The sequence below is a fragment of the Inhella sp. genome, from assembly GCF_041912635.1.
Classification (GTDB): domain Bacteria; phylum Pseudomonadota; class Gammaproteobacteria; order Burkholderiales; family Burkholderiaceae_C; genus Inhella.
Genome location: NZ_JAYRMO010000004.1, coordinates 60,548 through 79,431 on the forward strand (window position 1 = coordinate 60,548; position 18,884 = coordinate 79,431).

The 18,884-nt window shown below is 66.3% G+C and carries 18 protein-coding genes and 1 tRNA gene; 9 read left to right on the forward strand and 10 right to left on the reverse strand.

Translation table 11 applies throughout. From position 1 onward, the window contains the following. The first annotated feature begins 80 nt into the window (after nucleotides 1-80). Both ACE3QP_RS03310 and ACE3QP_RS03315 read left to right on the forward strand, forming a co-directional pair. Entirely contained in the window at nucleotides 81-2,288 is a 2,208-nt protein-coding gene (locus ACE3QP_RS03310; protein WP_374433531.1) for a sodium-translocating pyrophosphatase, read from the forward strand. A 73-nt stretch (nucleotides 2,289-2,361) separates the two neighbouring features. Then, entirely contained in the window at nucleotides 2,362-3,291 is a 930-nt protein-coding gene (locus ACE3QP_RS03315; protein ID WP_374433533.1) for a hypothetical protein, read from the forward strand. Here ACE3QP_RS03315 and ACE3QP_RS03320 read toward each other — a convergent pair. Further along, nucleotides 3,225-4,394 carry a GNAT family N-acetyltransferase gene (locus ACE3QP_RS03320; protein WP_374433535.1) on the reverse strand — a complete coding sequence of 390 codons (1,170 nt, stop codon included), beginning with the start codon at nucleotides 4,392-4,394 and terminating at the stop codon, nucleotides 3,225-3,227. The genes ACE3QP_RS03315 and ACE3QP_RS03320 overlap by 67 nt on opposite strands. Nucleotides 4,395-4,707: 313 nt before the next feature. On the opposite strand from ACE3QP_RS03320, the gene ACE3QP_RS03325 reads away from it, so the two are divergent. The 7 genes from ACE3QP_RS03325 (at nucleotide 4,708) to ACE3QP_RS03355 (ending at nucleotide 10,569) form a co-directional block, all read left to right on the forward strand. Continuing rightward, nucleotides 4,708-6,219: a tyrosine-type recombinase/integrase gene (locus ACE3QP_RS03325; protein ID WP_374433537.1), complete on the forward strand. Its 1,512-nt coding sequence runs from the start codon at nucleotides 4,708-4,710 to the stop codon at nucleotides 6,217-6,219. Then, nucleotides 6,209-6,472, forward strand: coding sequence for a hypothetical protein (locus ACE3QP_RS03330; protein WP_374433539.1), 264 nt, complete (start codon nucleotides 6,209-6,211; stop codon nucleotides 6,470-6,472). Before ACE3QP_RS03325 ends, ACE3QP_RS03330 begins: the two co-directional genes overlap by 11 nt. Before the next feature lie 537 nt (nucleotides 6,473-7,009). After that, nucleotides 7,010-7,300, forward strand: a complete 291-nt coding sequence (locus ACE3QP_RS03335) for a hypothetical protein (protein ID WP_374433540.1) — start codon at nucleotides 7,010-7,012, stop codon at nucleotides 7,298-7,300. Between the two features lie 3 nt (nucleotides 7,301-7,303). Beyond that, on the forward strand, nucleotides 7,304-7,606 hold the full coding sequence (locus ACE3QP_RS03340) for a helix-turn-helix domain-containing protein (protein WP_374433542.1): 303 nt from the start codon (nucleotides 7,304-7,306) through the stop codon (nucleotides 7,604-7,606). After that, a complete protein-coding gene (locus ACE3QP_RS03345; protein ID WP_374433544.1) occupies nucleotides 7,603-8,124 on the forward strand; it encodes a CHC2 zinc finger domain-containing protein in 522 nt (173 codons plus the stop codon). Before ACE3QP_RS03340 ends, ACE3QP_RS03345 begins: the two co-directional genes overlap by 4 nt. Continuing rightward, nucleotides 8,121-9,665, forward strand: coding sequence for a YfjI family protein (locus tag ACE3QP_RS03350; protein ID WP_374433546.1), 1,545 nt, complete (start codon nucleotides 8,121-8,123; stop codon nucleotides 9,663-9,665). The genes ACE3QP_RS03345 and ACE3QP_RS03350 overlap by 4 nt, the downstream gene beginning before the upstream one ends. A gap of 328 nt (nucleotides 9,666-9,993) precedes the next feature. Then, entirely contained in the window at nucleotides 9,994-10,569 is a 576-nt protein-coding gene (locus ACE3QP_RS03355; RefSeq protein ID WP_374433548.1) for a hypothetical protein, read from the forward strand. A gap of 587 nt (nucleotides 10,570-11,156) precedes the next feature. Here the strand turns inward: ACE3QP_RS03355 and ACE3QP_RS03360 are convergent. The 9 genes from ACE3QP_RS03360 to thrS form a co-directional block, all read right to left on the reverse strand. After that, nucleotides 11,157-11,233, reverse strand: a tRNA-Pro gene (locus tag ACE3QP_RS03360). A 63-nt stretch (nucleotides 11,234-11,296) separates the two neighbouring features. Beyond that, nucleotides 11,297-11,659, reverse strand: coding sequence for a MerR family transcriptional regulator (locus ACE3QP_RS03365; protein ID WP_374433549.1), 363 nt, complete (start codon nucleotides 11,657-11,659; stop codon nucleotides 11,297-11,299). A 31-nt stretch (nucleotides 11,660-11,690) separates the two neighbouring features. Continuing rightward, a complete protein-coding gene (locus ACE3QP_RS03370; protein WP_198111634.1) occupies nucleotides 11,691-12,044 on the reverse strand; it encodes an integration host factor subunit alpha in 354 nt (117 codons plus the stop codon). A 14-nt stretch (nucleotides 12,045-12,058) separates the two neighbouring features. Further along, nucleotides 12,059-14,473 carry a phenylalanine--tRNA ligase subunit beta gene (gene pheT, locus ACE3QP_RS03375; RefSeq protein ID WP_374433551.1) on the reverse strand — a complete coding sequence of 805 codons (2,415 nt, stop codon included), beginning with the start codon at nucleotides 14,471-14,473 and terminating at the stop codon, nucleotides 12,059-12,061. Nucleotides 14,474-14,490: 17 nt separating this feature from the next. Further along, the gene (pheS, locus tag ACE3QP_RS03380; RefSeq protein WP_374433552.1) at nucleotides 14,491-15,525 is read right to left on the reverse strand and encodes a phenylalanine--tRNA ligase subunit alpha; all 1,035 of its coding nucleotides are present in this window, start codon (nucleotides 15,523-15,525) and stop codon (nucleotides 14,491-14,493) included. A 108-nt stretch (nucleotides 15,526-15,633) separates the two neighbouring features. Further along, nucleotides 15,634-15,990 (reverse strand): 50S ribosomal protein L20, encoded by a 357-nt coding sequence (gene rplT / locus ACE3QP_RS03385; protein WP_138857260.1) that lies wholly within the window; start codon nucleotides 15,988-15,990, stop codon nucleotides 15,634-15,636. 21 nt (nucleotides 15,991-16,011) lie between these two features. Then, complete coding sequence (rpmI, locus tag ACE3QP_RS03390; RefSeq protein WP_374433554.1) at nucleotides 16,012-16,215, reverse strand: 50S ribosomal protein L35; 204 nt, start codon at nucleotides 16,213-16,215, stop codon at nucleotides 16,012-16,014. Between the two features lie 116 nt (nucleotides 16,216-16,331). Continuing rightward, nucleotides 16,332-16,880: a translation initiation factor IF-3 gene (infC, locus tag ACE3QP_RS03395; RefSeq protein WP_374433700.1), complete on the reverse strand. Its 549-nt coding sequence runs from the start codon at nucleotides 16,878-16,880 to the stop codon at nucleotides 16,332-16,334. Nucleotides 16,881-16,926: 46 nt separating this feature from the next. After that, complete coding sequence (gene thrS, locus ACE3QP_RS03400) at nucleotides 16,927-18,834, reverse strand: threonine--tRNA ligase (protein ID WP_374433555.1); 1,908 nt, start codon at nucleotides 18,832-18,834, stop codon at nucleotides 16,927-16,929. Between the last annotated feature and the right edge of the window lie 50 nt (nucleotides 18,835-18,884).

Consider the following 18,884-nt stretch of genomic DNA (forward strand, 5'->3'; position numbering starts at 1 on the left):
ACGGGCTACCTAGCATCCGCGCGCGGCGTCAAGGCGCCTGGGTCTTCTTTCTCTCTGTTCGGCAAATTGGAGTGGTACGCATGACTACGGACTTGGCGCTGTACTTCGCGCTGGCCTGCGGCCTGGCCGCAGTGATTTACGGTTTCATCCAGCGCAGCTGGATCCTTTCGCAAGACGCGGGCAATGCGCGCATGCAGGAAATCGCCACGGCGATCCAGCAGGGTGCGGCGGCCTATCTGGGGCGGCAGTACCGCACCATCGCCATCGTCGGCGTGGTGCTGGCCATCGCCATCGCGGTGGTGCCGGGCCTGGGCCTGAAGACGGCCGCCGGCTTCGTGCTCGGCGCGGTGCTGTCCGGCATCTGCGGCTTCATCGGCATGAACATCTCGGTGCGTGCCAATGTGCGCACCGCGCAGGCGGCCACCAAGGGCATCGGCCCGGCGCTGGACGTCGCCTTCAAGGGCGGCGCCATCACCGGCATGCTGGTGGTGGGCCTGGGCCTGCTGGGCGTGGGCGGCTTCTACTACGCCATCAGTGGCGGCACCGGCGCCACCAGCGCCGACCTGAAGCCGATGCTGGGCCTGGCCTTCGGCTCCTCGCTGATTTCCATCTTTGCCCGCCTGGGCGGCGGCATCTTCACCAAGGGTGCTGACGTGGGCGCCGACCTGGTCGGCAAGGTGGAGGCCGGCATCCCCGAGGATGACCCGCGCAACCCGGCCGTGATTGCCGACAACGTGGGTGACAACGTGGGCGACTGCGCCGGCATGGCCGCCGACCTGTTCGAGACCTACGCGGTGACCTTGATTGCCGCCATGGCCCTGGGCGTGCTGATGCTGGCCCCGAGCGCCGCGCTGAGCGGCGTCATCTACCCGCTGGCGCTGGGGGGCGTGTCCATCATCGCGTCCATCATCGGCTGCTTCTTCGTGAAGGCCAGCCCGGGCATGAAGAACGTGATGCCGGCGCTCTACCGCGGCCTCATCGTGGCCGGTGCGCTCAGCGCCGTGGCCTTCTTCTTCGTCACCAAGGCGATGTTCCCCGGCGAAGTGGCGCTGGTGGGCGGCGGCAGCACCAGTGCGATGGCCCTGTTCGGCTCCTGCCTGGTGGGCCTGGTGCTGACGGCCGCGATGGTCTGGATCACCGAGTACTACACCGGCACCCAGTACCACCCGGTGCAGCACGTGGCCCAGGCCTCGACGACCGGGCACGGCACCAATGTGATCGCCGGCATCGGCGTGTCGATGAAGTCCACCGCCTGGCCGGTGCTGTTCGTCTGCGCGGCCATCTTTGCCTCTTACCAGTTGGCCGGCCTGTACGGCATTGCGGTGGCCGCCACGGCCATGCTCAGCATGGCCGGCATCATCGTGGCGCTGGACGCCTACGGTCCCATCACCGACAACGCCGGCGGCATTGCGGAGATGAGCGAGCTGCCCGACAGCGTGCGCGACGTGACCGACCCGCTGGACGCGGTGGGCAACACCACCAAGGCGGTGACCAAGGGCTATGCCATCGGTTCGGCCGGCCTGGCCGCGCTGGTGCTGTTTGCCGACTACACCCATGCCCTGCACGAACGCGGCATGAGCGTGGCCTTCGACCTGAGCGACTACAAGGTGATCCTGGGCCTCTTCATCGGCGGCCTGATTCCTTATCTGTTCGGCGCCATGGCCATGGAGGCCGTGGGGCGCGCCGCCGGCTCGGTGGTGGTGGAAGTGCGCAAGCAGTTCGCCGACGGCCAGATCATGGCCGGCAAGCGCAAGCCCGACTACAGCGCGGCGGTGGACATGCTGACCACTGCGGCCATCAAGGAAATGATCGTCCCCTCGCTGCTGCCGGTGATCGCGCCCATCGTGGTGGGCATGACGCTCGGACCCGCAGCCTTGGGCGGCCTGCTGATGGGCACCATCGTCACCGGCCTGTTCGTCGGCATCTCGATGTGCACCGGCGGCGGCGCCTGGGACAACGCCAAGAAGCTGATCGAGGAAGGCTTCAAGGATGACAAGGGCGTGGTGCACAAGAAGGGCTCGGAAGCGCACAAGGCCGCCGTCACCGGCGACACCGTGGGCGACCCCTACAAGGACACCGCCGGCCCGGCCGTGAACCCCTTGATCAAGATCATCAACATCGTGGCCCTGCTGATCGTGCCCCTGTTGCCGATGACGGCGCCCAAGGCCATGCCCGAGCCCACCCCTGCGGCGGCCACAGTGGCGGCACCGGAGGCGGCCTCCATGCCGGCACCGGTGGCCGAAGCCGCCAGCATGGCCGCTCCTGCCAGCGAGGCGGCTTCGCAGTAAACAGCCCGTCCCATGAAGGATGCCCGCTTCGGCGGGCATTTTTCTTGGGGCCGCGCCCGCAAAATCCAGCGCAATGACGCCCGACGCATCCCAGGCCTTGCTCAACCCGCAGCTGTGGCGGCTGGAGGTCGCGCGCCGCCGCCGGCAGCTCGAAGAGCTGCAGGGTTACCTGGCGCGCATGGAAGCCGAATTCACGGCGCTGGAGCAGCAGGTGCTGGCCTTCCAGGCCGACTACCAGCAGCGCCTGGGCGCGGGCTGGGCCGAGGTGGAAAGCCTGCAGGGTGAGCTGCTGCGCACCCTGGAAGGCCTGGCGCGCGCCGACGGCGCCCCCCTGCCCCCGGTGCCTCCGCAGCGCCGCCCGCAGGCCCTGCCCCAGCTGCCCCCGGCCGTGCCCTGGCCGGAAGCACCGCCGCAGGAGGCCGAGCTGGCCGCCCCAAGCCTGAAGGACCTGCACCGCCGCGCAGCGATGCGCCTGCACCCGGACCGCGCCAGCAACGAGATCGACCGCCAGCGCCGCGAGGGCCTGATGCGCGACGCCAACTTGGCCTATGCCGATCAGGACCGTGCCACGCTCGAAGCGCTACTGATCGCCGCCGGCGAATCGCCGCAGCGCCTGGGCGGCTTTGACATCCATGCCCACTGGCGCTGGCTGGAACGCTGCGAGCAGCTCGCCCAGGGCCGGCTGCGCCTGCTGCGCGCCCATCTGGTGCTGCTGCGGCAGCACCCCGTCACCGTGTTTGCCGAGCATGTCGAACGCGCCCGCGGGCGCGGCCTGGATGCCCTGGCCATCATGGAGCTGCGCCTGCGCGCCCAGGCACAGGAACTGCGCCGCCAGCTTTACATCGGCGAGCGCCTTCAGCCCCGCAGCCCGCTGAGCCGCGACTTCCTCGCGCAGTGGCAGGCGCGCTGGGGCGAGGCCCCCACCACCGGCCCGGCTCACGCCAAGGGTTTGCGGGGCGCCGGCGGCTTGAAGGGCGAACGGGCAGCCAGCTCCTCTTCGTAGGCACCCACCGCCTGCTGCTCCGCCTCGGTGAAGCGGGCCACGGCATCCTGGAATTCAGCGTGCACCAGCCAGTGCTGGCTGTGGGTGCCCACCGGCAGCAGGCCGCGCGCCATCTTGTGCTCGCCCTGGGCCCCGCCTTCGAAGCGCTGCAGGCCCTGCTCCAGGCACCAGGTCAGCGGTGCGTAGTAGCAGAGCTCGAAGTGCAGGCAGTCCAGCTCGCGCAGCGCGCCCCAGTGGCGCCCGAAGGCGGTGCCAGAGGGCCAGTCCACCGCCACCAGGGCGGCGGCCACGCGCTCGCTGCCCTGCCAGGCCAGGAACAGCACCCACTCGGCCTGCTCGCCCAGGCCCTGCTCGAACACGGAGCGCGGCAGGTAGGCGGACATGCCGCGCAGCGCGTAGGTGCGCGTGTAGCAGGCGTAGAAGAAGTCCCAGTCCGCCGCCGTGATGGCACTGCCCCGCAGCACCCGCACCTGCACCCCCGCCTCCGCCACGCGGCGGCGCTCCTGCTGGATTTTCTTGCGCTTGTCGCGCCGCAGGTCAGCCAGGAAGTCGGCAAAGCCCTGCCAGTGCGGTGCCCGCTGCCAGTGGAACTGGGGTTGCTCACGTCGGCTGAAGCCCCGGGCCTCCAGGGCCTGCGCATCGGCCGCGCTGCCGAACAGCACATGCAGCCCCGAAAGACCCAGCTGCTGCACCCAATCTTGCAGATGCTTAACCAGCGCCAGTCGCTCCGCCGGGCCAGTTGCCAACAGTCGGCTGCCGGGGACCGGCGTGAACGGCACGGCCACCAAGGCCTTGGGGTAGTAGCGCAGCCCATGCGCCTCGTAAGCACGGGCCCAGGCCTGATCAAACACGAACTCGCCCCAGGAATGCGCCTTCAGATAGAGCGGGCATGCGGCCACCAGGCGGCCTCGCTCAAGAAGCAATGAGAAGCTCGGCCGCCAGCCATGCTGCGGATTGGCTGCGAGGTCAAGCGCCCGCAAGAACCCAGCTCGCATGAAGGGCGTTGGGGCATCTGCCTGACGCAGCAACCCATCCCATTCCACAGCCGGAAGTTCGGAGAGCGCATCAATCTGGCGGAATTCGTACATGTCCTTGCGATCCATGACCAAGAGCCTTCGACCGCCCACGGGTGCAGCCACCTCGTCAGATGAAGCAGAAAGCAAAAGGCCCGGTACCTTGCGGTACCGGGCCAGTGCTGTTTTTGGTCGGGGTGGCGGGATTCGAACTCGCTACCCCTTGCACCCCATGCAATACGGGATACGTTTTCAAGCGACCGGATCGCCGGCAGACGGATTGCCAAATCTTTGCAAATCAATTACTTACTTAGTTACTGACTCCACAAGAGCCCGCAAAGCTACACTAGCAGCCAGAGATGAACGGTGACCGAACGGTGACCAGACCCAGGAGGCACGAACCTTGGCGACCATCACCGACTTGGCCATGCGGGCCAAACCGACAGAAAAAGAGCAGTGGATTACCCAGCCTTTCGCCCGTGGAGCGGGGGTGTTCCTGGGTCGCATCACGCCAGCCGGCGAACGGCTCTTTTACTTTCGGTACACCGACAGCCAGGGCCGCCGCCCATTCCTGCCCATCGGCAGCTACCACCCCAAGGGGCAGGCAGGCGGCCTGACTGTGGCCCAAGCCTTCGAGATTGCTGACCGCTGGAGCAAGCTGCACAAGGGCGGCGCCAAGGACCTGCGCGAGTACTTCGAAGCCCAGGCCCTCGCCCAGCAGGCAGCACAAGAAGCCGAGCGGCTGGCGGCTGAAGCCGAGGCGCGGCGCCTGCAAGAAGCGGCCGAGCAGGAAGCCCGCGAGCGCGAAAAGCGTCTGACCGTGCGCCAACTGTTCGAGCGCTGGCGCAGCACCGAACTCAAGCCACACATCGGCGCGGATGGGAAGCGGCAGGGCCGAAAGGATGGCGGCGCCTATGTGGCCGCCCAGTTCGAGCGCCATGTATTCCCCACCATGGGCGCCCTGCCTGTGGCCGAACTCACCCGCGCCGACCTGATGGCCGTGCTTGACGCGCGGAAGGCCGCCGGCACCCTGCGCACTGCCAATGTGCTGTTCACCGATCTGCGGCAAATGCTGGCCTTCGCGCGTGACCGGGAACTGATCGCCACCGATCCCCTGGCAGGGCTGAAACGCACCAAGATCGGCGGCAAGGACACCGAGCGCGAACGCGTGCTGAGGGATGACGAATTGCGCCTGCTGCTGCAAGCCATTCCGAACGCCCGCCTGCACCCCCGCACCGCCTTGGCCCTGCACCTGATCCTGGCCACAGGGTGCCGCGTGGGGGAAGTGATGGGCGCCGTCTGGGCCGATGCCATCGGCAAAGAGAAAAGCGCCGCCAACACCCTGCGAGCCACTGCCGAAACCGCCGAAACCAAATTCGGCATCGTGGACTTGGCCGCCGGCACTTGGTATCTGCCGGACACCAAGAACCAGCGCGACCACACCATCCACCTGAGCAGCTACGCGCGCCAGCACCTGCAAGCTCTGGCCGAACTGCGCGAGTTGGACCCCGACGGACAGCCCTGCCCCTGGCTGTTCCCCGACCGCAGCCGGCGCCAGCCCGTTTGCGTCAAAAGCCTGAGCAAGCAGATTGCCGACCGCCAGCGCCCAGAAGGCGAGCGCCTGAGCCGCCGCACCAAGAACACCGAGGGATTGAGCCTACCGGGCGGAAAGTGGACGCCGCACGATCTGCGCCGCAGCGCCGCCACCGCCATGGCCCGCCTGGGCATTTCCACGGACGTGATCGACGAGTGCCTGAATCACAAGCTGCAAAGCAAGGTGGCCCGGGTCTACATCCATGACCGCCGGGAGGCGGATCAAGCGCGAGCCTTCGAAGCGCTGGGGAGCCACATGGATTGGCTTGCCGATGCGACAAGTACCGCCACAAGGAGCGTGGTGCCTATTCGTGCCGCCTGATGAGCGCATACATCAAGCAGGGCAAGGACGAGGACTTCGCGAAGTCTGCAAGACCGAAGTCGCCAAGCTCAACGAACCCAATCTGTCGGTCAAGTACCAGAACAAGGCCGACGGCAACCTGCACATGCTGGAGGACTTCCGCAACGAGATCGTTTACTTCCTTGGCGACAACCTGAGCGACTTCCACGTCCAACCAGAAGCCGTCTCCAACTCGGAACCACTGGCCGCACAGCAACGGTTTGTGAGCAGGTAGGCGACCGAAGTAGAGAACACCGAAAAAGGCCTGCGCAAGATCGCTGGTGCGCGCCTAAAGAACGTCCCGGTGGTCTTCTACGAGCACGCGCACAAGGACATCCACATCTAGTGCAACCAACGCAGCGAAGTCATTGCCGAGATAGTGAAGAACATCCTCTGTCGCGACCATGGGCTAAGCACAGGATTTCGTAACGCTGCACCGGTGCAAAAGCGACGCCTGCACAGCCTGCCAACACCTTGTTCAGCGCCATGTCCACACAACGCAACACTTGAAATCAGTAGGATGCATCCATCACTGATTCAGTGCTTGGTGGAGCTCGTCATGGCCTCGGTCAACAAAGTCGCCGTAGCCAACTGATTTACCGAGGCTGGAAAGGTGAAGGGCCCCGTTTGCAGACGGAGCCCCTCGGTGCGCCGGAGCGCTTGTCAACTTTGCACGGCTGACAAAGCGAGCGTACACCACCGCCAAGGAGCAATCCTAGGCGGGGTATGCCCAACCCGGCGCGTGACTGTCCCTACTTCACGCCCAAGGACCATGACAGAACGCTCGCAGCGCAACACCGCACAACCTATCCCGGCCGCCCTGGCCGACGTCACCCTGATCGACGCCCGCACCAGCGCCGCCACTGGCGGCATGGGCGTTTCATGGTGGCTGGCTCGAGTGGCCGCCGGACAGGCCCCCAAACCCGCCATCCAGCGCCCGCGCATGACGCGGTGGCGCCTGGTGGACGTGCGCGAATTCTGGGCCACACAGGCCGCAGCCAATGACGCGCAAGCGGCCCCCGAAGCCGCGCAGAAAGCCCGAAGCACGCCGGACAGGGGGTAAGCCATGCCCCCGCTGCACGAAACGACCACGGCCCGCGTGGCCGTGTTGCACGCCATTCGCGATCAAAACCCGGGCGACAGCGCCGCCACTGGCAGGGCGCGGATGTTGCAGGCCATGACCGCCCTGGGAAGCATCACGACCTTCGAGGCCATGCGCCATTTGGACGTGTTTGATCCGCGCCCCCGCAAGCTGGAGCTTGTGCGGGAGGGCTATCCCATCGAAACCCACTGGCGAACCGCGCTGACCGAATCGGGGCTTCCGCATCGGATCGGGCTGTATGTGCTGCGCCGGGGAGGCACCGCATGACCGCTTTCTGCGCCCTTCCCAGCCGAGCACCCCGTGGGCCGGCAACCCGCAGCGCGGCAGGCACCTTCGAGCGTGACCGCCTGCCCGATCCCGCCAGCTACTTCGAGTCTCAAGGTTTCCCCTTGAAGGGGCCTGGACTTTGGCGCACCACCCGCTGCGACTTCCACGGCGGCAGCGATTCCCTGCGCATCAACACCCGGTCCGGCGGCTGGTGTTGCATGGCCTGCGGCGCCAAGGGCGGGGACGTGCTGGCTTTTCACATGCAGCACCATGGCCTGAACTTCTATGAAGCCGCCAAAGCATTGGACTGCTGGAGCGGGGACGCGCCGCAACGCCCCAGAGGCCCGGCCGACCTGAGCGACCGCGACCGCCTGGAACTGGTGGCCTGGGAACTGCAAATCGCCTGGGTGATTCTTGGCGATACCCGCCGATGGCCACCGCAAACCGATCCCGACTACCTGCGCTTTGTCCAAGCGGTGGGCCGGGTGCAACGACTGGTGCAAAGGGGGGCCGCATGAGTGCGCTGGACTTTGAACGACTGGCGGCCAATGGCGACAAGCTGGACAGCGCATTTCCGCAAGCCACGCCCGAGCCTCTGCCGCCAGAACTGCCCAGCGTGGAGCCCTTCCCCATGGCGGCCATGCCGGACACCCTGCGCCCCTGGGTGCAGGACGTGGCTGACCGCCTGCAATGCCCGCCGGACTTCGTGGCGGTGCCCATGCTGGTGGCCGCTGCCTCCCTGGCTGCGCGAGCAGTGGCGATCCGCCCGCAAGCCCGCACGGATTGGGCAGTGCCCGGCAACCTGTGGGCACTGATGGTGGGACGCCCGGGAATGATGAAGTCCCCCGCGTTGGCCCAAGCCCTGGCGCCCATCCAGCGCCTGGAAGGATTGGCGGGCCAGCAGTACGCCGAAGCTCTGAAGCTGCATCGTGCCGATGCCCTGGCCGACAAGCTGCGCGCCAAAGCGGCCGAGCATGAAGCCATCAAGCTGCTGAAGAAAGACAAGGGGGCCGACGTTGCGCACCTGCTGATGGCGCCGGAAGACGGGGACGAACTGCCGCCGCGCCCTCGCTACATCGTCAGCGATGCCACTTATGAAAAGCTGGGCGCCATCCTGGCCGAGAACCCGGCCGGAGTGCTGACCGTGCGAGACGAAGTGCGAGGGCTGCTGGTGGACTTGGCGCGCGAGGAACAAGCACCCGCCCGGGGCTTCTACTTGCAGGCCTGGAGCGGTGGCGCCTACACCTTTGACCGCATCGGCCGTGGGACGCTGCTGATCCCGGACGCGCGCCTTTCGATGGTGGGTGGCATCCAGCCTGGACCGCTGGCCGAGCTGGTGCGGCTGGCGCGTGCCGGCAAGGCTGACGATGGGATGCTTGAACGCTTCCTGATCTGCTGGCCCGACACGGCCGACGATTGGCGCAATGTGGACCGCTGGCCAGACAGCGATGCACGCCGGACAGCGTTTGATGCGTTCGAACGCTTGGACCAACTCACGCCCGAGATGATCCAGGCCCAGCAGGACCGCTATCCGAACGGCGATGCTCAAGGGCGCCCCTACCTGCGCTTTGATGCTGAGGCGCTGGAGGCTTTCACCGAATGGCGCACCGGCCTGGAAGTCCGGCTGCGCACCTGCGAGAACGCCGGCCTGGAAGCGGCGCTGTCCAAGTTCCGCCATCACATCCCCGGCTTGGCATTGGCCCTGCACCTCGCTGGCGGCCACGGTGGCCCATTAGGCATCCGCCCCACTATGCAAGCGCTCACGCTGTCGGACTACTTCGAATCGCACGCCCGGCGCCTGCACAGCAGCGCGCGCAGGGCTGCGGTGCGCGGAGCTTCCCGTTTGCTGGAACGAGTGAAGGCGCGCGCCCTGCCCGCCGTGTTCACCGCCCGCGACGTGATGCGCAAGGACTGGAGCGGACTGACCGAGCGGCAGGCCGTGGCCGATGCGCTGGACTTGCTGGTAACGCATGGCTGGCTGGTGGAAAGCGAGACCGCGGCCGGCCTTTCAGGCGGCAGGCCCACCACGATCTACTCCCTGGCCCTGGGGGCCGCATGAGCCGATGGGCGCAGCGTTTGGCCCTGTTGGACGCATCGCCCAGACGAACCACCACCGACACAACCTGCACCCCTGGGGTTGTGTCGGTTTTGGCGGTGGCCTCTGATGCAAGCGAGCCAATTTCCGCCAATGACCCACAGGCCGCTTCGCGCACCTGTCGCGACTGCGCCTACCGGGCAAGGCACGGCAACTGCACCGAGCCGGAAGCCGCCGGGCTGTGGGATCGGTTCATCCTGGTTTGGGCACCTGAAGGCCACGCCACCGAGTGCGCGGCCTTCCAGGGCATCCACCGAGCTGCCAATTGATTTCGTTTTCTGTGGAGTGCGCAATGAGCCGTGGAGGAAGCCGATGGGGAGCCGGGCGGCCCGCGTACAAGGGCAAGGCCGAACACTGCCTGAGCCTGGACGTGCGCCGGCTGCATCGGGGCGGGCACCTAAAGCCCGGCGCAGCTTGCTCCTGGGGCTGGCAACGCGAGGGCAAACGAGTTGGCGAAGTGGGCCTGGAAATGATCGGCAACGCGCTGCACCTGCGCTTCGCGGTCAACGGTCGCAACGCCAGCCATTCCATCGGCCTGACCTTCACCGCTTGCCCCTTCGGTGGCGAACGGCCGTGGTTCGCCTGCCCTGGCTGCTGCCGAAGGGTGGCTGTGGTGTACCTGAGGGGTGCGGGCCCATTTCGTTGCCGACAGTGCAACCAGCTCGCCTATGCATCCCAGAGCATGGACGCGATGGATCGCGCCTGGAAGAAGCAACAGCGGATCGAGCGCAAGTTGAACCCCAAGGGCGGCAAGCCCAAGGGGATGCACTGGGCCACGTTCGAGCGCCTGCGCGACCTTATCGCTGACTGCGACATGCAAAGAGAGGCCGCCCTGGCTCTGGCGTTCGACAAGCTGCTGATGCTCTGACCAAAGTGTGTGTGTGGGAGGGGGGAGCAAAAAGGTCCGTGGGCGCTCCCACTGACCGGGCGGCTTCCTCTGCTTCATCGCTAAGCCAAAAAACGCGGCAAAGCACGTCGTGCGCGCGCGCGAGGCCGTCACCATCGGCACGGCGCTGTTGGGCCACCCTGCCACCTTCCGCATTGCCCCCCGGGGGTAGGCGATCCTGCGGGCCCTGGGCCATCCAGACCGCCCGGCTCGCCACTCGCAGAATTTCTCCCCCTTTGAAAAAATTCAAACGGGTGCCTCCCGCCAGAGCGCAGCGCCAAAGCTGCGCCGGGCAATCAGCAGCAAATCAGCAAATCTCAGCGGAAGCCACTGCGGCTCTTTGGTGACCGACCGAGCGAGCCGACAGCATGGCCTATGGGTCCTCCTGAGCGGCCTCAGAGGCGGCTATCGGTAGCGCAGGCCGACCAGCTTTGCGCGCGCGCGTACATCTCGCAGTCGCCCGAACGGATCTGCAAGCAATCGGCGAACGGTGACCAAACGGTGACCAGCCAGCCCAAGAAAGCGAAAAGCCCGGCTCCTTTCGGAACCGGGCTTCTGCTTTTTCTCTATGGTCGGGGTGGCGGGATTCGAACTCGCGACCCCTTGCACCCCATGCAAGTGCGCTACCAGGCTGCGCTACACCCCGACGAAGCCTCGCAGTATAACGAGGTTTTTGCGTTTTTCTGCGGCCGGCAATTTCTCTTATCGATCAGTCGTCCGCAAGGGCATCGCGCAGGCGCAGCAGTTCGATGCGCAGTTCGGCCATGCTCATCGGCTCGTCGCTGGGCAGGGCGATCGGATCCATACCCCCTGGGGCTGCGGGGCCGTCGCTGAGTTGGTTGCGGGCCCCGCTGATGGTGAATCCCTGGTCGTACAGCAGGTCACGGATCCGGCGGATCAGCAGCACCTCGTGGTGCTGGTAGTAGCGCCGGTTGCCGCGGCGCTTCTGCGGCCGCAACTGCGTGAACTCCTGCTCCCAGTAGCGCAGCACATAGGGTTTGACGCCGCACAGCTCGCTCACCTCACCGATGGTGAAGTAGCGCTTGGCCGGGATGGCAGGCAGCGTGGACATGGCGGCTCAGGCTTGCACAGGGCCGGCGATGCTAGCCGAGGGTCGAGGGCTCTTCGTCTCCCTGAACCGAGGCTTTGAGCTTCTGGCTGGCGTGAAATGTCACAACCTGGCGCGCTTCGATCGGAATCAGCTCGCCGGTGCGCGGATTGCGGCCCGGCCGGGCCGCCTTGAGGCGCAAGCCGAAGTTGCCGAAACCACTGAGCTTGACCTCGCGACCGGCCTTGAGGCTGTCGCCCATCAGGTCAAAGAAGGCCTCGACCACATCCTTGGCCTCGCGCTTGTTCAGCCCGAGCTTGTCGAACAGCAGCTCGGACAGCTCGGCCTTGGTCAGCGTGGGCGTCTCCAGCGTCGGCAGTACCAGACGCAGCGGCGGGTTGTCGCTCATGGTGTCCTTTCGGTTCAGGCACGCAGGCGCGCGCCCACATGGGTCTGCAGGCTGGCCAGCACGGCCTGCATGGCGGCGTCGATGCGCTCGTCGGTCAGCGTGGCCTGCTCGTCCAGGAGTTCCAGGCGCAGGGCCAGGCTGCGTTCACCGGCACGCAGCTCGCCGCTGGGTTGGGCCGGCTTGAAGACGTCGAACAGGCGGGCGGAGCGAACGATGGGGTCGCCCGCGGCCTGCACGGCGTTCATCAGGGCCTCGTGGCTCACACCGTCCGCCACGATGACGGCGAGATCCCGCACGCTGGCGGGGTGCTTGGGCGGCACCTTGCCCTGGGGCAGGGGCTGCTGCAGCACGGCGTCGAGATCGAGCTCGAACAGCATCGGAGCCTGGGGCAATTCATAGGCTTGGCGCCAGCGCGGGTGCAACTCGCCCACCCAGCCGATGGAGCGCCCATCCAGCTCGATGCGGGCACTGCGGCCCGGGTGCAAGGCGGGGTGCTCGGCCGCCACAAAGCGGGCCTGGCGGGGCACCAGCAAGGCTTCCACGTCGCCCTTGGCGTCGAAGAAGTCCACCGGGCGCTCCTTGCTGGCCCATTGCAGGCCGTCGACCGCACCGTAGAGCAGACCGGCGACGCGACGCGGCTGGTGCACGCCGGCCACTTCAAGCGCGGCGTCACCCTGCGCGGCATCGCGCAGGAACACACGGCCGGTCTCGAACAGGCGGGCACGCGGCTGGCGGCGCGCCAGGTTGTGGCGCAGGGCCTCGATCAGGCTGCCCATCAGCGAGCTGCGCATCACGGCCAGCGGCGCCGCAATGGGGTTGAGCACGCGGATCGGATCGAGATTGCCGGCCAGCTCGCGCTCCCAGCGTTCCTCAACGAAGCTGAAGTTGATGGTCTCCTGGTAACCCAGGTCGACCAGCTGACGGCGCAGCAGACTCAAGGGACGCAGGGCTTCGGGCCGCACCCGCGGGATCACCGGCCCCAGCGGCGCCGCGTCATCCAGGCGATGCAGGCCGAGCACGCGGATGACCTCCTCGATCAGGTCTTCCTCGATCAGGATGTCATGGCGCCAGCTGGGCGGGGTGACGGTCAGCGCACCCTCTTCCTGCGTGAACGGGAAGCCCAGGCGCTGCATCACCTGCACGCACTCGGCCTGGCTGACGGGGATGCCCAGCACCTTGGCGGCGCGCGCCACGCGCAGGCGCACAGGCTTGGGCACCGGCACGTTCAGCACCTGATCGTCCAGCGGGCCGGCCTGGCCACCGCAGATCTGCAGCACCAGGGCCGTGATGCGCTCGATGTGATCGGCGATCGAGGCCGGGTCCACACCGCGCTCGAAGCGGTGCGCGGCATCGGTGCTGAAGTTGTAGCGGCGCGCGCGCCCCTGGATGCTTTCGGGCCACCAGAACGCGGCTTCGATGTAGAGGTTGCGCGTGTCGTCGCTGACGGCCGTGCTGTCGCCACCCATGATGCCGGCGAGCGATTCGACATGACGGTCATCGGCAATCACGCCCACCTTCTCGTCGAGCTCGATGGTGTTGCCGTTGAGCAGCTTGAGCTGCTCTCCGCGGCGCGCCCAGCGCACCTGCAAGCCGCCCTGGATCTTGTCCAGATCGAACATATGGCTGGGCCGGCCCAGCTCGAACATCACGTAGTTCGAGATGTCGACCAATGCCGACACGGGGCGCTGGCCGCAGCGCTCCAGCGCCGCCACCATCCAGGCCGGCGTCTGGGCCTTGGGGTTGACGCCAAGTACCACGCGGCCGGCAAAACGGCCGCACAGATCGGTGGCTTCCACTTTCACCGGCAGCCGGTCATCGATCTGCGGCGCCACCGGCGGCATGGCCGGCAGGTTGAGGGGCGCGCCGGTGAGTGCCGAGACTTCGCGCGCAATGCCCATCACCGACAGCGCATGCCCCAGATTGGGCGTGAGTTTGAGCGTGAAGAGCTGGTCGTCCAGATTCAGCTCGGCGCGGATGTCGCGGCCGATCACCGCCTCGGCACCGAGCTCCAGCAGACCGCCGTGATCGGTCGAGAGGCCCAGTTCGCGGGCCGAGCACAGCATGCCGAAGCTCTCGACGCCGCGCAGCTTGCCCACCTTGATCTTGAACGGCTTGCCATCCTCGCCAGGCGGCAGTTCGGCACCCACGGTGGCCAGCGGCACCTTGATGCCGACGCGCGCATTGGGCGCGCCGCAGACGATCTGCAGCAGCTCGGGGCCACCGGCATTGACCTTGCAGACACGCAGTCGGTCGGCGTCCGGGTGCTGGAAGGCCTCGACGATCTCGGCCACGACGATGCCGCTGAAGGCGGGCGCCACCGGGCGCAGCTCTTCGACTTCAAAACCGGCCAGCGTCAGGGTGTCGGCGAGTTCTTGGGTGCTCAGCGGCGGGTTGCAGAAGGACCGCAGCCAGGATTCCGGAAATTGCATGCTCAGGCTCGAACGAATTACTTGAACTGGGCGAGGAAGCGCAGATCGCCCTCGAAGAACTGGCGCAGATCGTTCACGCCATAGCGCAGCATGGTGAGGCGGTCCGGCCCCATGCCGAAGGCAAAGCCGATGTGCCGCTCCGGATCCAAACCAAAGTTGCGCACCACATTCGGGTGAACCTGGCCGGAGCCGGCCACTTCCAGCCAGCGGCCCTTGAGCGGACCATCGCCAAAGGCGATGTCGATCTCGGCCGAGGGCTCGGTGAAGGGGAAGTAGCTGGGGCGGAAGCGCAGCTCCAGCTGGTCGGTTTCGAAGAAGCGCTTGCAGAACTCGGTGAACACCGACTTGAGGTCGCGGAAGCTCACGTTCTCGCCGATCCACAGGCCTTCGCACTGGTGGAACATGGGCGAGTGGGTGGCGTCGCTGTCCACGCGGTAGGTGCGGCCGGGGGCGATGACACGGATCTCGGGCATGTGCGCCTGGCCCGCGTACTTGGCCGCGTGGGCCCGCGCATAGCGCACCTGCATCGGGCTGGTGTGGGTGCGCAGGCAGTAAGGCAGGCCTTCGGCGTCCTTCATGTCGACGTAGAAGGTGTCCTGCATCGAACGCGCCGGGTGGTTGGCCGGGTTGTTCAGCGCCGTGAAGTTCATCCAGTCGGTCTCGATCTCGGGACCGTCGGCGACGTCGAAGCCCATCGAACCGAAGATGGCCTCGATGCGCTCCATCGTGCGGGTCACCGGATGCAGGCCGCCCTGGCCGCGCGTGCGGCCCGGCAGGCTGACGTCCAGCGCCTCGGCCTTCAATTGGGCCGCCAGTTCGGCCTCGGCCAGCGCCTGGCGCCGCTGGGTCAGCGCCGCCTCGATGCCCTGCTTGATCTGGTTGATCTCGGCGCCACGGGTCTTCTTCTCTTCGACGCTGAGTTGGGCCAGGCCCTTCATCAGTTCGGTCACGCGGCCGCTCTTGCCCAGGAAGCGCGCTTTGGCGTCTTCCAACTGGGCTGGCGTGCTCGCTTGGGCAAAGGACTCTTGCGCCTCTTGGATCAGTTCAAGCATGGGACAGCAGAAAAAAGGAAGGCCGAGCACGGGCGTGTCGGCCTTCGGAATGGGCAGGCCCGGTTACCCGGGCCGGCTGTTTCGGTGTCTTGCGACACCCTGGTCGAATTACGCCAGCGCGGCCTTCACCTTGTTGAAGATGGCGGCAAAACCAGCGGGATCGTGCACAGCCAGATCGGCCAGGACCTTGCGGTCGATGTCGATCTGGGCCTTCTTCAGGCCGGCCACGAACTTGCTGTAGGACAGGCCGAGGCCACGCGAGGCGGCATTGATACGGGCGATCCAGAGCTGACGGAAGACGCGCTTCTTGGCGCGGCGGTCACGGTAGGCGTATTGACCGGCCTTCATCACCGCCTGCTTGGCGATGCGGAAGACGTTCTTACGACGACCACGGAAGCCCTTGGCCAGGGCCAGGACCTTCTTGTGACGGGCGCGAGCGGTTACACCACGTTTGACGCGAGGCATGTTTTTCTCCTAGTTTCTGGATTACAGACCGGCCATCGGCAACATCTGTGCGATGTGGCCCATGTTGGTCTCATGCACGTTCGCAGCGCCGCGGAGCTGGCGCTTGTTCTTCGTGGTCTTCTTGGTCAGGATGTGGCGCTTGAAGGCTTGACCGCGCTTCACGGTGCCACCCGGACGCACGCGAAAACGCTTCTTCGCGCTGCTCTTGGTCTTCATCTTGGGCATGACTGCTCCTTCTATGTGCGCCGGGCTGGGCGGCCGGAGAGACTCCGGCACTTGATGGCCTGCTCGGCTTGTGCAGTGGGGCCGCCGACCAAAGCCGCCCCGCTGATTCCTCTGACTTACTTCTTCTTGGGCGCCAGGATCATGATCATCTGGCGACCTTCCAACTTGGGCATGTGCTCCACCACCGCCACATCGGCCAACTCGTCGCGGATTTTTTCCAGCAGGCGCAGACCGATGTCCTGGTGGGTGATCTCGCGGCCGCGATAGCGCAGCGTGACCTTGCCCTTGTCACCGTCTTCGCCGATGAAGCGGCGCAGGTTGCGCATCTTGACGGCGTAGTCGGCGTCATCGGTGCCAGGGCGGAATTTGACTTCCTTGACGTCAATGACCTTTTGCTTGGCCTTCGCCTCGGCCGCCTTCTTCTGCTCCTGGTATTTGAACTTGCCGTAGTCCATCAACCGGCACACGGGCGGGTTGGCGGTGGCGGCAATCTCGACCAGGTCCACGTCCGCCTCTCCAGCCAGACGCAGGGCCTCCATGATCGAAACGATGCCCAGCGGCTCGTTTTCCACGCCGTTTAGGCGCACTTCGGGGGCAGAGATCTCGCGGTTCAGCCGATGCTTGCGCTCGACGTTCGGCTGGCGACGGTCGAAGAAGGTAGCGATGGTGGTTCCTTGTTGGTTTCAGAAAACGCGATGCGCGCCTAGGCGGTCAGACCTTGGCTGCGATGTCGGCCGCGAGCTTCGAAGCGAAGTCGCTGACCGGCATGACACCGAGATCCTGATTGCCACGGGCGCGCACGGCGACGCTGTGGTTTTCCTTCTCTTTGTCTCCGACGACGCAGATGAAGGGCACCTTTTGCAAGGCGTGACTGCGAATTTTATAGGTGATCTTGTCGCTGCGAACGTCGGCCTGAGCCCTAAGCCCTTGTTTCTGCAACATTTTTGCGACTTCCTGGGCGTATTCGGCCTGGTTTTCGCTGATCGAGCACACCACCACTTGCTGCGGCGCCAGCCAGGTGGGCAGTGCGCCGGCGTGCTGTTCGATCAGGATGCCGATGAAACGCTCCAGGCTGCCGACGATGGCGCGGTGCAGCATCACCGGGGGGCGATGGCTGCTGTCTTCGGCCACGTATTCGGCGCCCAGGCGCTCGGCCATGCTGAAGTCCACTTGCATGGTGCCGCACTGCCATTCGCGGCCCAGCGCGTCCTTGAGCGTGTACTCGATCTTGGGGCCGTAGAAGGCGCCGTCGCCCGGGGCGATGACGAATTCGCAGCCCGAGGCGCGCAGCGATTCCATCAGCGCGTGCTCGGCCTTGTCCCAGATCTCGTCTGAGCCGATGCGCGCATCAGGGCGCGTGGCCACCTTGTAGAGGATGTTCTCGAAGCCGAAGTCCTTGTAGACCTTCTGCAGCAGCGCCGTGTATTCGATGCACTCGGGCAGGATCTGGTCTTCCGTGCAGAAGATGTGGCCGTCGTCCTGCGTGAAAGCGCGCACGCGCATGATGCCGTGCAGGCCGCCGGTGGGCTCGTTACGGTGGCACTGGCCGAACTCGCCGTAGCGCAGCGGCAGATCACGGTAGCTCTTCACACCCTGCTTGAAGATCAGGATGTGGCCCGGGCAGTTCATCGGCTTGAGGGCGTACTCGCGCTTTTCGCTCTCCGTCGTGAACATGTTGTCGCGGTACTTGTCCCAGTGCCCCGTCTTCTCCCACAGGCTGCGGTCGACGATCTGCGGGCCCTTGACCTCCTGGTAGCCGTTGTCGCGGTAGACGCGGCGCATGTACTGCTCCACCTCCTGCCAGACCGTCCAGCCCTTGGGGTGCCAGAACACCGTGCCGGGGCTGTGCTCGTCCAGGTGGAACAGGTCGAGTTCCTTGCCCAGACGGCGGTGGTCGCGCTTCTCGGCTTCTTCCAGGCGCGTCAGGTAGGCCTGCAGATCGTCCTTGCTGGCCCAGGCCGTGCCGTAGACGCGCTGCAGCATCTCGTTGCGGTGGTCGCCGCGCCAGTAGGCGCCGGCCACCTTCATCAGCTTGAAGTGCTTGAGCTTGCCCGTGCTGGGCACGTGCGGCCCGCGGCACAGGTCTTCGAAGGCGCCCTCGCGGTAGAGGCTCACATCCTCACCGGCCGGGATGCTGCCGATGATCTCGGCCTTGTAGGCCTCGCCCATGGCCTTGAAGTGCTCGATGGCCTGGTCGCGCGGCAGCACGCGGCGCTCGACCTTCTCGTCCTTCTTCGCCAGCTCCTGCATCTTGGCTTCGATGGCCTGCAGGTCCTCGGGCGTGAAGGGGCGCTTGTACGCAAAGTCGTAATAGAAGCCGTTCTCGATCACCGGGCCGATCGTGACCTGGGCCTCGGGGAAGAGCTCCTTGACCGCATAGGCCAGCAGGTGGGCCGTGCTGTGGCGGATCAGATCCAGGCCGTCCGGGTCTTTCTCCGTGACGATGGCCAGCTTGGCGTCCCTCTCGATGAGGTGGCTCAGGTCCACCAGCTTGCCGTCCACCTTGCCGCCCAGGGCCGCCTTGGCCAGGCCAGCGCCGATGCTGGCGGCCACCTGGCCGACGGTGACGGGGCCCTCAAAGGGGCGAACGGAACCGTCAGGGAGTTGAATCGAAATCATGGGATCACCTTGGAAAGAGAAACGCGGCCCGGGGGCCGCGTTCGAGAAGG